Origin of the sequence: Sulfitobacter alexandrii, assembly GCF_001886735.1 — a bacterium.
Classification (GTDB): Bacteria; Pseudomonadota; Alphaproteobacteria; order Rhodobacterales; family Rhodobacteraceae; genus Sulfitobacter; species Sulfitobacter alexandrii.
The window spans coordinates 986,469-1,002,651 of sequence record NZ_CP018076.1; the positions used below are offsets into that span (position 1 = coordinate 986,469).

Here is a 16,183-nt window from a genome sequence, read left to right on the forward strand (position 1 = left end):
TAGTCTAGTTCCCGGCGCTTTCCATGCGGCGGGACTCGATCACTTCTTCGAGCCAACCCAGCTTCATCTCCGGTACGGACGACAGGAGCAGGTCGGTGTAGGCGTCGAAGGGCGGGGCGAGGACCTCGCTCTTGGGGCCATAGCGCACCACCTTGCCCTGGTACATCACCGCGATGCTGTCGGCGATGGCCTTCACCGTGGCCAGATCATGGGTGATGAAAAGGTATGAGACGTCCTCGATCTTCTGCAATTTCAGGAGCAGCTTGAGGATGCCGTCGGCCACCAGCGGGTCGAGCGCCGACGTCACCTCGTCGCAGATGATGAGCTTGGGCTTGGCCGCCAGCGCGCGGGCGATGCAGACACGCTGTTTCTGACCGCCTGAAAGCTCTGCCGGGTAGCGATCCTGGAACCCGTCGCCCAATTCGATCTCGTCCAGCAGTTCCTGTATCCGCTCCTGCTTGGCGCGGCCCTTGAGGTTGAAGTAGAATTCCAGCGGCCGGCCGATGATGGTGCCAACCGTCTGGCGCGGATTCATCGCGGTGTCCGCCATCTGGTAGATCATCTGCAATTCGCGCAGATCCTCGTAGCTGCGCTGCTTCAGCGCGGGCGACAACGCCCGCCCGTCGAACACGATCTGGCCTTCGCTCGGAGGCAGAAGCCCGGTGATGACCCGCGCCAGCGTGGACTTGCCCGAGCCGCTTTCGCCGACGATGGCGAGGGTCTGGCCCGGATGCAGTTCGACGTTCACGTCCTTGAGCACGTCGAAGTCGGTGCCGCGGTAGCGCGCGGTCACGTTCTCCACCCGCAGCAGCGGGTTGTCGGTGGGTTTCTTCTCCTCGTGCCGGATCGACCGGACGGACACCAGCGCCTGGGTATATTCTTCCTGCGGGTTGTTGATGATCTGGTCGGTCGTCCCGTACTCGACCATCTTGCCCTGCTGGAGAACCATGATGTGGTCGCTTACCTGCGCCACGACGGCGAGGTCGTGGGTGATGTAGAGCGCGGCAACCCCGGTATCCGCGATGGCTTCCTTGATGGCGGCAAGCACGTCGATCTGCGTGGTGACATCGAGCGCGGTCGTCGGTTCGTCGAAGACCACGAGGTCGGGCTCGGGGCAGAGCGCCAGCGCGGTCATGCAACGCTGAAGCTGCCCGCCGGATACCTGATGCGGATACCGGCTGCCGATGTTGTCGGGGTCCGGCAGCCCCAGTTTGGCAAAGAGCGCCCTCGCGCGGCTCTCGGCCTCCTTGCGGGAAAACTTGCCCTGACGCACCGCGGCTTCGGTCACCTGCTCCATGATCTTCTTGGCCGGGTTGAACGAGGCGGCGGCGGATTGCGAGACATAGGTCACTTCTCCGCCGCGCAGGCGACGCACGTCGCCCACGCCGGTCTTGAGGATGTCGCGCCCGTTGACCCAGACTTCGCCGCCGGTCAGTTCCACACCGCCACGGCCATAGGCCATGGTGGCGAGGCCGATGGTGGATTTGCCCGCGCCGGATTCGCCGATCAGGCCCAGCACCTTGCCGGCCTCCAGATCGAAATCCACGCCATGCACGATGTCGATGTCGCGGGGGCGTTCGCCGGGAGGATAGACCGTCGCGCCGATCTTGAGGCCGCGGACCTTGAGAAGCGGTTCGGTCATCCTCTGCCTCCTTTCAGCGAGGTGGTACGGTTCAGGATCCAGTCGGCCACCAGGTTGATCGATATGCACAGGGTGGCGATGGCATAGGCCGGGTAGAGCGCCGCCGAGATGCCGTAGTTGATGCCTTCCTTGTTCTCCTTCACGATGCCGCCCCAATCCGCCAGCGGCGGTTGCACGCCCAGCCCGAGAAAGCTGAGGGTGGAGATGAAAAGGACCATGAAGATGAAGCGCAGCCCCATTTCCGCGACCAGCGGCGACAGGGCGTTGGGCAAAGTCTCCCGAAAGATGATCCAGCCGATCTTTTCACCGCGCAGCCGTGCCGCCTCCACGTAGTCCATGACCGTGATGTCCACCGCAACGGCGCGGGCCAACCGGTAGACGCGGGTGGAATCAAGCAGGCCCATCAGGACGATCAGGATGGTGGTGGTGGTCGGCATCACCGACAGGACCACAAGGGCGAAGATCAGCGAGGGGATCGACATGATCAGGTCGACGAAGCGCGAGATCGCCTGATCGACCCAGCCGCCGGACACCGCTGCGAAAAAGCCCAGCACCGCGCCGGTCACGAAGCTGAGTATCGTGGCCATCGTGGCGATGAAGATCGTGGTGCGTCCGCCATAGATCAGGCGGGTCAGCAGGTCGCGCCCGATGCTGTCCGTCCCCAGAAGGAACTGGGATGACGGCGCTTCCCACACGTCGCCGACGGTTTCGGCCATGCCGTAGGGCGCGATCAGCGGGGCGAATATGGCCATGAGGAAATACAGGCTGGTGAAGAACAGGCCGATCATGGCGGAAATGGGAATGTTTTTCATGGCCAGGATTCCGGATGGCGCGCGGGCAGGACGGATGGGGCGGCGACAGGGCAGGTGCCGAAGCCTGCGCCGGCCCGGCAAGCGCGGTGGGGGCGGGGCGAGATGAATGCGCGGGCGGCGGGCTTCATCTCGGATGCCTCAGGCGCGGGTTGGCGAGGATCGACACGATATCGGCCACGAGGTTCAGCCCGATGTAGACGGCCGCAAAGATCAGGCCGCATGCCTGCACCACCGGCACGTCCCTCTTGCTGACGTGATCGACGAGGTACTGTCCCATGCCCGGATAGGCGAACACCACTTCGACCACCACGACGCCGACGACGAGGTAGGCGAGGTTCAGCATGACCACGTTCACGATCGGCGCGATCGCGTTCGGGAAGGCATGACGGCGGATGATCGTCAGCATCCTCATGCCCTTGAGTTCGGCGGTTTCGATGTACGCGGACTGCATCACGTTCAGGATCGCGGCGCGCGTCATGCGCATCATGTGTGCCAGCACCACGAGTGTCAGAACCATGACGGGGATCGCGATGGCATTCAGCTTCTGGCCCAGCGTCATCCCGTCGTTGATGATGGCGACGGAGGAAAACCAGCCCAGCTTGATCGAGACCCAGTAGATCAGAACGTAGCCGATCATGAATTCGGGAATGGAAATGGTGGTCAGCGTGACCGCGGAGATCAGTTTATCCGGCCACCGGTCCTTGTAGCGCACGGCCAGCAGGCCGAGGAAGATCGCCAACGGAACTGAAATCAGGGCGGCCCAGAAGGCGAGGAAAAGCGTGTTGGCAAGGCGTCCGCTGAGGCTCTCCCAGATGTCGCGCCCGTTGGTCAGCGCGGTGCCCAGATCGCCCTGAAGGAAACCGCCGAGCCACGAGAAGTAGCGGGTCACGGCGGGTTCGTTCATGCCCAGTTCCTCGCGCAGGTTGGCAAGTGCCTGGGGCGTTGCCGACTGACCGAGAATGGACTGTGCGACATCGCCGGGCAGGATCGATGTGCCGGCGAATATCAGGATGGATGCCGCAAAGAGCAGCAGGATGCCCAGCGCAAGGCGCTGGGCAATGAGGGTCAGGATGGGATGCATATCCGTGCCGCCCCGATCAGGCGGTCTTCAGCCAGCACTTGATCATCGCCTGGTTGGACATCATCTCGCCGTTCGGATCGTCGATCCAGCCGCCGAGATCGTTGGACACGCCGTTCACGAAGTCGTTGAACATCGGCAGGATCAGACCGCCTTCGTCGCGCAGCATCATGGCCATCTTGGAGTAGATTTCCTTGCGCTTGGCCTCGTCCAGTTCGGACTTCGCTTCGTTCAGCATGGCGTCGAACTCGGGACGCTTCCACCGGGTATCGTTCCAGTCCGCCGTGGAAAGATAGGCGGTGGTGTACATCTGGTCCTGCACCGGGCGACCGCCCCAGTAGGAGGCGCAGAAGGGCTGCACGTTCCATACCTCGGACCAGTAGCCGTCGTTCGGCTCGCGCTTGATCTCCAGCGGGATGCCGGCGGCCTGTGCCGATTGCTGGAAGAGTGCCGCGGCGTCCACGGCACCGGGGAAGGCACCGTCGGACACCCGCAGGATGATCGGGCTGCCGTCGTGGCCCGACTTCTCGTAGTGCTCGCGCGCCTTTTCGACCGAGTGCTCGCGCTGCGGAATGCTTTCGTCGAACAGCGGGTAGGCCTCGTTGATCGGGAAGTCGTTCCCGACGGAGCCGTAGCCGCGCAGGATCTTGTCCACCATCTCTTCGCGGTTGATGGCGTATTTCAGCGCCAGCCGCAGGTCGTTGTTGTCGAACGGTGCCGTGTCGATGTGCGCGATGAACACGTAGTGACCACGCCCGGCAACCGAGCGGACCGATACGTTCGGCGCCCGGTCCAGCAGGCCCGCCACCTTGGGGTCGACGCGGTTGATCGCGTGCACCTGGCCGGACTGCAGTGCTGCGGTCCGGGCGGTGGCGTCGTTGAGCACCAGCTGTTCCAGCTCGTCGGCCCAGCCGCGGTTCTCGCTGTCCCAATAGTCGTCGCGGCGCTTGAAGGCGTGGCGCACGCCGGGCTCGTCGATTTCGAGCGTGTAGGCGCCCGTCCCGATGGCCGCGCCGGGATTGTCCATCCCGCCGTTCGGCTGGATGATGAGGTGGTAGTCCGCCATCAGGTAGGGCAGGTCGGCATTCGGGGTTTCGAGATCGACGATGAAGTTGTCGCCATCGACCTTCATCTCGGCGATGCCCTTCATGATGCCGAGCGCGCCGGACTGGCTGTCCTCGTTGGAGTGGCGCTGCATCGTCTTGAGCACGTCCTCGGGGGTCATGTCCTTGCCGTTGGAGAAGGGAATGCCCTTGCGGATCTTGAAGACCCACTGCTTGGCGTCGGCGGACGGCTCGACGCTTTCGGCCATGCGGTATTCGATCTCGCCGTTGGCGTCGACCTCGACCAGGGTCTCGCCCCAGGCGTAGAGGTTGTTCAGCGGCACTTCGGAAGCGGTCAGTGCCGGGTCCTGCGTGTTGGTCGATTCGCCGCCGGAGGAACCGATTCGAATCATCCCGCCGCGCTTGGGCGTTTCCTGTGCCGCGGCGCGTTCGGCCAGCATGGTGTTGGCGACGGCGGCCGTCACGCCGAGAGCCGCCGCGCGACCCACGAATTCACGTCGGGTCATGAGGCCCTTGGCCACCTGACTGGTCATATGTTTCAGTTCGTCATTCATGGTCTGATACTCCCCATCTGGTTCTGGACGTGTGCCGTCCGTTTTTGTTGATTGCCGAGTTAAGTTTGCGCATTCGGCCTTCGTTCGCAAGGCCTAATACCCCGGCGCATGTAACGTCCCCGCTACAGGTGATCCCTCGGGATGCTGTCTTCGATGTCCCTCGCGTATACCAGTTCGTCGTTTTCATAGGCTTCAATGCGGGCATTGAGGTGAAATGCCGTGGCGCTGCTGGTCATCATGCAGGTCGCTTCGGTCCGCAGGACAATGTCGTCGCGGACGAGTTCATCGGTCCAGTGGCACTGACCGCGCGCCGACAGGGGATCATCGGGATTGATGGTCCAGGCCTCGCGCGCGACGCTGCCCGCGATCAGCCCGTGATCGCTGTCGCGGACCGCGCCGAAGTCGTCCTCGATGAAAAGTGTGATGTCCCCGGTGACCATGTCGGTCTCGCGCCGGCGAATGTGGCTTTCCGGGCGCAGTTCCTCGGTTTCCCAAGGCGGGGCCGCGGTCGGCGGTTCGAACCTGTGTTCGTCGCCGCCGGATGTCGGCCGCTGCGGCAGGTCGATGTGGCCGGCGCTCAGATCCAGTCGCGTGCGGGCCGGGCTGGGCCAGATCAGCGGCCAGTAGGCATCCGAAATCGAGACACGCAGCCGGTGTCCCGCCGGCACGCGGTAGGCGACATGGTCGAGATCGAGCGTGATATCCACCGGCTCGCCCGGTGGCATCTCGCGCAGCGCCTCCGCATCCGCGCGGTGAGAAAGGTTCAGCACGCCGTAGGTGATCCGCGTGGCGGCCCCGTCCGGGTGGACGTGGTTCAGCCGGACGACGATCTGTGCCTGCGGCTGGTCGCTGGCAAGGGTCAGGGAGATCCGGGGCGCGCCGACGATATCCATGTCGTGCGCCGATGGCGCGCTGTCGAAGGTGGTGGAGAGCGCGTCATCGGCACGCTGGTCGCCGGGCAGTTCGGGGCCCAGCCAGATGGCGCAGTATTCGCCAGCGTCGGCCCCGCAATGCGGCGGGGAAGACACGCGTGCCGCCAGCGGCGCGGCGTCGACGGCCAGACCGGCGTCCGTCAGGTGCAGCCTGGAGGTGTCCAGATGTGCCGTCGCGCCCTCATGCTCGACGATCCAGCGGCCCGGTCTTTCAGCGTACCATGTCGCCGGACGCACGCCATCCATCAGGTAGGCGCGGTAGTCAGGATCCGCCTCGACACCGGTGTCGATGTCCTTGAGCCAGCGGTCCCACCAGCGCAGCGCCTCCTGCAGGAAGCCGATGCGCGGTTCGGGGATGGCGAAATGGGGATACTTGTGGACCCAGGGTCCGACGATGCCCTTGGCGCCCGGCAGCGCTTCGACCAGTTGCGGTACCGCGTTCTTGTAGCCGTCGCCCCAGCCGCCGATGGCCAGCACCTTCGCCTTGATGGCGCTGTAGTCCTCGATGACCGACCCGTGCCGCCAATAGGCATCGCGGCGCTGGTGCCGCAGCCAGACCGCCGGCAGGAACGGCTCCGCCTCGAGCCGTTCAAGCCACATCTCGCGCCAGTCCTCGCGCAGGGCCGGGTCCGGCGCGCGGCTGGAATAGGACCACATGGTCGCCCCCCAGCCCAGGTTCTCGTTCAGCAGGCAGCCGCCCTTGTAATGAATATCGTCGGCAAAGCGGTCCACGGTCGAGCACAGGGTGACCACGGCCTTGAGCGGCTCGGGCGCCAGCGCCGCGACCTGAAGGCCGTTGAAACCGCCCCAGCTGATCCCCATCATGCCCACGTTGCCGTTGCACCAGGGCTGGGCCGCCAGCCAGTTGATCACTTCCACCGCATCGGCCTGTTCCTGTGCGGTGTACTCGTCCTCCATCAGGCCCTCGCTGTCGCCATTCCCGCGCATGTCCACGCGCAGGCAGGCATAGCCGCGTTCCGCGAACCACGGATGCGTCAGGGCATCGCGGGCGCAGGTGCCGTCCCGCTTTCGGTAGGGCAGGTATTCTAGGATCACCGGAACGGGGTCGTCCTTGGCATCCACCGGTCGCCACATCCGGGCGGACAGGCGGCACCCGTCGGATAATGTGATGCCGAAGTCGGGATCTTCGGCGACGTCGCGGAGGCTGTTCTGGGGGCTGTTCATGTCGTGAGACATTCGCGTGTAGGCGGAATTTGTCAACTGTTGCCGGAATGTCGACGGTTCCTGTGCGCCTGCAATTGTCGTTATGTGAAAAGCGGTTATCCAAAAAGGGTGACCGGATTTGTGTCAGTTGCCGACACACGCCCTGGTTGAAAGTGCAGAATGTGGCAAAAAAATGTCTAGTTTCGAACGATTTTTGCGAGTATCCGGAAGGCATTACAGGCACGGGTACGGACGATTGAACGGCCGACGCGGGCAATATCAATAACAGAAGCTCCGCGCAGAACGAGAGCTTCGAGGTAGAGTGGTGGTGCTATGAAAGCGATTGATTTCGTCGTCCGCGATCAAGCGGGCGGATTGCGACGTGGTGTTGTGTCACAAGACACGAAAGCCCATGTCATCGAGGCCGGAACGGGCCAGGAAATTTCCCTCAATCTCAGACAGACGGACCTTGCCGGCCAGCAGCGCGCGGGCAATGACCTTTTGCTGACGCTGGCGGACGGGCGGGTCATCACGGTCCAGAACTACTTCAACGCGGATGGTGCCGCGAACCGGCTGTTCATCTCGGCCGATGGCTATCTGAACGAGGTCACGCTGGTCGACGGCGGCGACGGTACCCTCTACGCCCAATACGGGCCGACCGAGGCCTGGGGCAAGTGGAGCCCGTCGGACGACCTGATCTTCCTTGGCCGTACCGAAGTGGCCGAAGCGGCGGCCGCGGCCGACGACGAAGTTTCGATGTTCGCCGCGCCGCTGCTCGGCGGCGGCCTTCTGGGCGGCGGCGCAGGGGCCATCGCGGCGGCGGCAGGCGGCGCCGCGGTTCTCGGCGGGCTCGGCGGCGGCACCTCGGACGGGGGCAACAACGCGGGCGAAGGGACCGGCGGCACCGGCGGCGGCACCGGGCCGGCGGCGCCCTACGTCAACGACGCGGACAGTTCCAGCGACATCGGCGGTGATGGCGCGGACGAACAGGTGATCATCACCGGCGGCGGCGAGCCGGGAAGCCATGTCGTCGTGATCCTCGGGGATCAGCGCATCGAGACCGTGATCGACGAGGACGGCGTATTCGAAGCCGTGTTCGAGGACGAGACATTCCCGCCGGACGGCACCTACGAGGCCGAGGTGATCGTGACCACCGAGGGCGAGGACACGGTGCTGGACGGCCCGGAATACGTGATCGACACCACGCCGCCGCAGATCGAGGTGACCTCCGGCACGCAGTCGGTCGAGGATTTCTTCAACGCGGAGGGATTCAACGACGGTGTCACCATCACGGGCACGGGCACGGGCGAGGCGGGGGCCGCGGTCGTCGTGACCATCGCCGGGATCGAACAGGCCACCACCGTGGCCGAGGACGGGACATGGTCCGTCACCTGGGAGCAGGGCACGCTTGACGCAGGCGAATACACCACGGACGTGACGATCTGGACCTCAGACGCCTTTGGCAACACGACCACGATTGCTGATGTGCTGGTGGTGGATACGGTGATCAACCTGACCATCGACAGCGACCTGGTCGGGGGGGACGGTGTGATCAACGCGGCGGAACATGCCGAAGGCGTGACCGTGACCGGCACGGCGGATGCCGGCGCCAGCGTGGAAGTGACCCTGGGCAGCGGTACCCGCATCGTCACCGCGACGGCCGAGGGGACATGGAGCGCGGTTTTCGAGGCGGGCGAGATGCCGGTGGGGGAAACCACCGCGACCATCACGGCCACGGCGACCGACCAGTACGGCAACACGACGACGACCGGCGGCGACGTCCGCATCGACACGATCGCGCCGGAGATCGCGGTCACCAGCGGCACGCAGTCCGTCAACGACTTCTTCAATGCCAGCAGCTTTGCGGACGGGGTCACCCTGACCGGCACCGGTGAGGCGGGCGCGTCGGTCGAGGTCACGATTGCCGGGATCGCGCAGACGACGACCGTGGCGCAGGACGGGACGTGGTCTGTCACCTGGCCCGCGGGTACGCTGGAGACCGGTGAATACAGCACCGACGTTCAGATCGTCACCGCTGACGCCTATGGCAACACGACCACCGTGTCCGACGTGCTGGTGGTCGATACCGTCACCGACGTGACCATCGACACCGACAGTGTCGAGGGCGATGGCATCGTGAACGGGGCGGAGCGTCTGGACGGCGTGACGCTGACCGGGACAGCGCAGCCGGGGGCGACCGTCATGGTGACGTTCGGGACCGGAACGCGGCAGGCCACGGTCGATGCGAACGGTGACTGGACCTGCGATTTTCCGATGGCCGAGGTGCCCTCGGGAGAAGTGAGCGCGCCGGTGACCGCCATCGCGACGGACGGTTTCGGCAACAGTTCGACCGTGACCGGCGAGGTCGAGATCGACACGCTGGTGCGCGACTTCGGCTTCACCGGGACCACCGGCGGCGCGGACGGGGTGATCAACATCGAGGAGGCCCGTCAGGATCTGGTGATGACCGGGACAACCGAACCCGGTTCGTCGGTGCTTGTCACGCTGGGCGGGGCCACCCATGCGGCGACGGTCGACACGAACGGCAACTGGACCGTCACATTCGCGTCCTCCGAAATTCCGGGCGGGGCGCAGACCGCCGTCATGACCGCCGTTGCCACCGACGCCGCAGGCAACGTGGAGACGATCACGCAGAACGTCGAGATAGACCGCGACGCGGGGATCCTCACGATCTCTCCCGCGCCGGTCGAGGGCGACGACGTGGTGAACGCGGCCGAGGCGAGCGATGGCGTGGTCTTGACGGGCACCTCGACGCCAGGCGCTCAGGTGACCGTCACGCTGGCGGGGGTCAGCCACACGGTGACCACCGACGCGGCGGGCAACTGGACGGCGCAGTTCGCCGTGCACGAGGTCGCGCCGGGCGATTACCTTGCCGACATCCACGCCACGACGACCGACAGCGCGGGCAACGTTCTGGAAGCCGTGGACAGTGTCGCGGTCGATACCCGTGTCGACAACCTCGCCGTCCACGCCGACCGGGTCGAAGGCGATGGTGTCATCAACGGGTTGGAGCGGACCGGTGGCGGCGGCGTGCAGATCACCGGGACGACCGAAGTGGGCTCCACCTCGGTCGTGGTGACGCTGAACGGCGTTGCAGTGAACGCCGCGGTGGACGCCAACGGCAACTGGATCGCGGAATATGCGCCCAGCCAGATCGCGCAGGGCACCTACGATGCCGCCGTTTCGGTGCAGGCCACGGACGCGGCGGGCAATACCGCCACCGTGACCGACACCATCCGTGTCGACACCGAAGTGATGCCGCTGACCATGACCGATACGGGGGGCGGACCCGACAACGTGGCGTCGGCGGCCGAAGCGGCCACCGGCATCGATCTGAGCGGCCAGGTGGAGGCGGGCTCCACCGTCGTGGTGACCTTCGACGGGGTGAACCACACCGCCGCGGTGGATGCGGCCGGCAACTGGGCGCTGACCATCCCGCCCGCGGCGATCCGCAACGGCACCTACGACGCCGCGATCGTCGTGACCGCGACAGACGCCGTCGGGAACGTCGACACCCTGTCGGACACGCTGGCGATCGACACCGACGCGCCCGAGGGGCCGGTCATCGCCTCCTACACGCGTGACGGGGACGGCATCCGGGGCATCTCGACCGATATCAACGACGATCTGGTCGAGATCCATCAGGTCAATGGCAACGGAACGGTCAGCGAGGTCGACGCGACCTCGGTCGACATTCCGCAGATCGGCGAGACGAACTTCCAGTTCGGCGCGCAGGTGCCGGACGGTTCGCACCTTGTCATCACCGCCACGGATGCCGCGGGCAATTCATCTGGCACCTACGTCGTGCTGGACGACGAGTCGGTCAATTCCGAAGTCTCGCTGAACGCCGACGTGCTCGGCGGTTTCAATATCGAGACCATCGACCTGAGCTTTGCCGAGGAGGGCAACCTCACGATCGACGAGGCGACCCTGCTGGACCTGTCGTCGAACACCAACGAGCTTCGGATCGACGGGGGGAGCGACGATACCGTGACCGTCACCGGGGCGGTGCGCGCCGGTTCGACCGTCCGCGACGGCCAGACCTACGACATCTACACCTTGGGCGAGGAGGGCACGCTTTACATCGACGACGATGTAACGGTGGTGATCTGAGCCGACTGAGGACAAGGCAGGCGCGGGCGGCGAATGACCCGCGCCCCTGAAATACCGGCGATCGAGGGCAGGGCATGGCATTTGGGATAAGAGGGGCGTTCGGGGTCTGCGCGGTCGCGGTCACCCTGTCGGGATGCCTGTCCGATATCGGGGACGGCTGGCCGGCGACCGGCCTCGTCACCCGCGGCCGGTCGGCCGATCCGCTCGCCCCCGCACTGGGCGGCCCGGCAGACCTTGCGAATGAGCAGAGCCACATCATCGCCGGCCTTGCCGGTCGACGGACGCTCCTGCCGCCGGGCAGCAGCTTCGACGAGGTGGCCAAGGCGGTGCTGGCCGCCAACGCCCGCACCGCGGAGGCCGAACTGCGGGCCGCACGCCTGCGTTCGGTGGCGGCGAGCAAGAACTGGCTGCCGCGGATCGGGCCCGACATCAGCCTCGGGTCGCTCGGGTCGCTTGTCGCGAACCTCGTGGTGGACCAGGTTTTGTTCGACAACGGTCGCCGCAAGGGGGAGCGCGAATTCGCCGTCGCGGACGTGGAGGTCGCGGCGGTCAACCTTGCCGCCGATACCAACACCCGCGTGCACACGGGGCTGACGCTGTACCTCGCCGCAGCCGAAGCGCGGGAGAAGGCGGCCCTATCGGATGCCGCCCTTAGCGACATGGGCCAATTCGAATACATCATGAACGAGCGGGTGCGTGGCGGTGTCTCGGACATGTCCGACCTCACGATCCTGCGTCAGAAGCTGGCCGAGATCCGTGCGGCCCGGACGGCGAATGCCGAACTGGCGGCCACGTCGGTCGCCGAACTGAATGCGATGTCGGTCCGCCCTCTCGGTGATCTGCGGGGCCTGCCCGATATCGAGGTGGACGCGACCGCGGCGCGGCCTCTTGCGGTGGTGCTTGCCGAGGCCGAGAAAACCCGCGCCATCGCCCGCGCGAAGGTGGAGCTCGCGGGCCTTCTGCCCGGCCTGTCCGCCGGGGGCACGGTCGGTGACAGTACCAACGTCGGGCTGCGCGTCACGTCGGACAGCCTCATCGGGTTCGGCACCTCTGACAGCCTGCAGGCCATCGAAGCCGCGCGCGAGGCGGCGGAACGCCGGGTCGCCCAGACCAGCGAAGACACGAACCGGACCCTGAAAAAGCTGGAAAGCCGGATCGCCGCCAAGACCCGGCAAGCGGAAGAGGCCGCGCGGCTCACGGCGCAGGCGCGGGCGAACCTCGACCTCTTCCAGCAGCAGTACGACGCGGGCCAGCGGCAGGTCATGGACGTGGTCGGCGTCTACGAGACCTTCTCCCGCCAGCAGCAGGCACAGGTGACGCTGAAGTACGATGCCCTGCGGCTGCGGATCGAGATGGCAAATATCCTTGGCCTACTGGCGGACGGGGATCGGATTTGACCCGCAAACGCGCCCTGACGCTGACCATCAGCAACGGCGGTGCGTCGCGCCGCGCGGTCGCGCCTCCGGCGCGCGCGGACAACGCCAACCGGTTCGAAGACCGGATTTCCGCCCGCGCGGAACTGGCGGCGACATATGCCGGACTGCTCGGCGTCGACGCGGTGGCACGCGACCTTTTCGAAAGCATCGGCGCAAGAACCGGCACCGGACGTGGACGGGCAGAGGAAGCGCAGGCGATCTGCCACGGACTGAAGGAGCTCGGCCTGCTGGCGCAGGTTTCGGAAGTGACATCGCCCATGCCCGCGCTCTGGCCCGCGCTGGCCTACATGACTTCGGGTCAGGTGGTTCTGGTGCTGGGGCAGTCCCGGGACGAGCTGACAATCTACGACCGGACATGCACCGACCATCGCGCGCAGGTTCCGCTTGCCGAGTTCGCGCCCTTTTTCGGGGGCATCGTCGTGCGGGCCGAGGCGTCCCTGCGAAAGGTGGCGGAGACCCACAGGACAGAGACCCGACAGCCGCACTGGTTCTGGGGCCAGTTCGACCGGTTCCGGCGCCAGTTGGCCGAGGTCGCGCTCGGGTCGCTGGTGGCGAACCTTTTGGCGGTGGCCGTGGCGCTGTTTTCGCTGCAAGTCTACGACCGGGTGATCCCCCACCAGTCCGAGGCGACGCTCTGGGTGCTGGCGGCGGGCGCGGGGCTGGCCCTGCTGATGGAGGCTTTCATCAAGATTGCCCGGGCGCGGCTCATGGATGGCGCCGGCCGGCAGATCGAGCTCGGTGTGCAGCGCATCCTGATGGGGCGGATCCTCGGCATGCGGTCGGATATCCCCGGGCAGGCGCCGCACCAGGTCTTCTCCGCAATGCGTGAGTTCGGGTCGGTCCGGGAATTCTTCACCGCCTCGACCGTGGGAACCCTTGCCGACCTGCCGTTCATCCTCGTGTTCCTGCTTCTCGTGGCCAGTATCGCGGGCAACGTCGTCTGGGTGCTGATCCTTGGCGGGATCCTGATGGTGGTGCCCGGCTTCGTCCTTCAGAAACGGATGATGCGCCTGACGCAGGAAACGCAGGGAGCATCGGCCAAGTCGTCGCGGCTGCTGCACGAGACGCTTTTCGAACTCGACACGCTCAAGACCCAGCGCGGCGAGGATCGGGTCATGCGGCTGTGGTCCGAGTTGAACGCGCTGTCTGCGATGAAGTCGTCCGAGCAGCGCAGGCTGGCCTCGGTGCTGACTTTCTGGAGCCAGGGTGTCCAACAGGCGACCTATGTTGCCGCGGTCATCACCGGAACGTACCTCGTGTTCGCCGGGGAGTTCACGGTGGGATCGATCATCGCGGTCGGCATCCTGACCGGCCGCACGCTGGCGCCGCTGACGCAACTCGCGGGGACGATGGCGCGCTGGGGCAACGTGAAATCCGCGCTCGACGGGCTGGAGGCGGTCGCGCAGGCACCGCAGGACGCGGACTCAAGGCGCACCTACCTCAGACGCGAGACGCTGAGGGGTGATTTCGAGTTCCGCGACGTGACCTTCCGCTACGAGGAGGACGGTGCGCCCATCGTCGATATCCGGGCGCTTGCGATCCGACCGGGCCAGAAGGTGGCCGTGCTGGGCGCCAACGGATCCGGTAAATCGTCCCTCCTGAAGCTGATGAGCGGTCTCTACGCGCCGGCCACGGGCAGGGTGATGATCGACGGCACGGACCTGAGCCAGATCGAGCCGCGCGATCTGCGGCGGCTGATCGGTTATCTGGGACAGGACGTGCGCCTGTTCGCGGGCACCCTGCGCGACAATCTCAACCTGACCATGCTGGAACGGGACGATGCCCGGCTGATGCAGGCGCTCGAGTTCGCGGGCCTCGGGCCGTTCGTTCAGGCCCACCCCAAGGGTCTGGACCTCGAGATCAGGGACAGCGGCGCGGGGCTGAGCATCGGGCAGCGGCAGTCCGTGGGCTGGGCGCGGCTCTGGCTGCAGGATCCCCGGGTCTGCCTGCTTGACGAGCCGACCGCCGCGCTGGACCAGACACTCGAGGCGACACTCGTGGCGCGGCTGGGTGACTGGATGGCGCAGCGTACGGCGATCATCGCCACCCACCGCGCCCCGATCCTGGCGCTGACCGACCGGGCCATGCTGCTGCAGGCCGGGCGGATGACCGTCGACGGCCCCCGCGACAAGGTTCTCGGCCACCTTGCCGGGCTCAACGGGGGACGTGCGGCATGACGCTGGCCGATCCGACCCGCCTTGATGCACAGCTGGGCCGCGACATGCGCGGTCCTTCCACCGTGATCTGGCTGAGCGGGGCGGCCGTGCTGGTGTTCCTGATCTGGGCGGCCTTTGCCTGGGTCGACGAGATCGTGCGCGCCGAAGGCTCCATGATCTCCTCCTCGCGGCCCCAGATCATCCAGAACCTCGAAGGCGGCATACTGGCGCAACTCGCGGTGGGCGAGGGCGACGTGGTGGAGAAGGGCGACGTGCTCGCGCGGCTGCACGGAACGCAGTTCAAGTCGTCGGTCGATGACCTGCGCAACCAGATTTCGGCCTTCGAGATCCGCCGTCTGCGGCTGGAAGCGGAACTGGCGGGACAGTTCGACTTCGACGTGCCCGAAACGCTCGCGGCCCGGACGCCAGATATCGTCGCGTCGGAGCGGGCGCTGCTGCAGGCGCGGCAGTCGGATTTCGTGTCGCGGACGGAAGGGGCCAAGCGGGTGCTGGCCGAAGCGGCCAAGGAGCGGGCGCTGATGGACGATCTTCTGGACCGCAAGATCGTGTCGATGATCGAGGCGACCCGCGCGCGCAAGGTCCATGCCGATGCGCGCATCAAGTACGACGAGATCGTCACCCGGTCCGAACTGGACCGGGCGGAGGAATATTCCGACGTGCTCAAGGAACTCGGCACCTTGCGCCAGAACCTCAAGGCTGCCATGGACCAGCTGGACCGAACCGTTCTGACCAGCCCGATGCGCGGCGTCGTGAACAACCTCGGTGTCACGACCATCGGCGGCGTGGTGCGGCCGGGCGAGGAGATCCTCCAGATCATTCCGCTAGACGAGGAGCTTTTCGTCGAGGCGCGCGTGAAGCCCGAGAACATCGCCGGCATCCGTCCGGGCCAGCAGGCAACCGTGAAGCTGAGCGCCTACGATTACACGATCTACGGCACGCTCAAGGGCCGGGTGAAACTGGTTTCGGCCGATACGTTCAAGGACGAACGTGCGCGCGATCCGGACGGCAACCCGCATTACAAGGTCACGGTGGAAGTGGACACCGCGCATCTTTCCCCCCGGCAGGCCTCGCTTCAGATCAGGCCGGGGATGCAGGCCAGCGTGGAGTTGCACACGGGGTCCAAGACAGTGCTCCAATACCTGCTGAAGCCGCTCTACAAGTCGCGGGAGGCATTTCGGGAGCCTTAGGCG

At 65.9% G+C, this 16,183-nt stretch carries 9 protein-coding genes; 4 read left to right on the top strand and 5 right to left on the bottom strand.

Features of this window, described 5'->3' with window-relative positions:
- Positions 1 to 4: 4 nt before the first annotated feature.
- The 5 genes from BOO69_RS04855 to BOO69_RS04875 all read right to left on the bottom strand — a co-directional run bounded on the left by BOO69_RS04855 (position 5) and on the right by BOO69_RS04875 (position 7,267).
- A complete protein-coding gene (locus tag BOO69_RS04855) occupies positions 5 to 1,642 on the bottom strand; it encodes an ABC transporter ATP-binding protein (RefSeq protein ID WP_071970815.1) in 1,638 nt (545 codons plus the stop codon).
- Positions 1,639 to 2,454, bottom strand: a complete 816-nt coding sequence (locus tag BOO69_RS04860; protein WP_071970818.1) for an ABC transporter permease — start codon at positions 2,452 to 2,454, stop codon at positions 1,639 to 1,641. The genes BOO69_RS04855 and BOO69_RS04860 overlap by 4 nt, the downstream gene beginning before the upstream one ends.
- Before the next feature lie 124 nt (positions 2,455 to 2,578).
- Entirely contained in the window at positions 2,579 to 3,535 is a 957-nt protein-coding gene (locus BOO69_RS04865) for an ABC transporter permease (protein WP_071970820.1), read from the bottom strand.
- 16 nt (positions 3,536 to 3,551) lie between these two features.
- On the bottom strand, positions 3,552 to 5,150 hold the full coding sequence (locus BOO69_RS04870; protein WP_071970822.1) for an ABC transporter substrate-binding protein: 1,599 nt from the start codon (positions 5,148 to 5,150) through the stop codon (positions 3,552 to 3,554).
- Positions 5,151 to 5,272: 122 nt separating this feature from the next.
- Positions 5,273 to 7,267 (bottom strand): CocE/NonD family hydrolase, encoded by a 1,995-nt coding sequence (locus BOO69_RS04875; protein WP_071970824.1) that lies wholly within the window; start codon positions 7,265 to 7,267, stop codon positions 5,273 to 5,275.
- A 312-nt stretch (positions 7,268 to 7,579) separates the two neighbouring features.
- On the opposite strand from BOO69_RS04875, the gene BOO69_RS04880 reads away from it, so the two are divergent.
- The 4 genes from BOO69_RS04880 (at position 7,580) to BOO69_RS04895 (ending at position 16,180) form a co-directional block, all read left to right on the top strand.
- On the top strand, positions 7,580 to 11,380 hold the full coding sequence (locus tag BOO69_RS04880; protein WP_071970826.1) for a BapA/Bap/LapF family prefix-like domain-containing protein: 3,801 nt from the start codon (positions 7,580 to 7,582) through the stop codon (positions 11,378 to 11,380).
- A gap of 74 nt (positions 11,381 to 11,454) precedes the next feature.
- Positions 11,455 to 12,777: a TolC family protein gene (locus BOO69_RS04885; protein ID WP_071970828.1), complete on the top strand. Its 1,323-nt coding sequence runs from the start codon at positions 11,455 to 11,457 to the stop codon at positions 12,775 to 12,777.
- Entirely contained in the window at positions 12,774 to 14,993 is a 2,220-nt protein-coding gene (locus BOO69_RS04890; protein ID WP_071970830.1) for an ATP-binding cassette domain-containing protein, read from the top strand. Before BOO69_RS04885 ends, BOO69_RS04890 begins: the two co-directional genes overlap by 4 nt.
- On the top strand, positions 14,990 to 16,180 hold the full coding sequence (locus tag BOO69_RS04895; protein ID WP_071970832.1) for a beta-barrel domain-containing protein: 1,191 nt from the start codon (positions 14,990 to 14,992) through the stop codon (positions 16,178 to 16,180). The genes BOO69_RS04890 and BOO69_RS04895 overlap by 4 nt, the downstream gene beginning before the upstream one ends.
- Positions 16,181 to 16,183 lie beyond the last annotated feature (3 nt).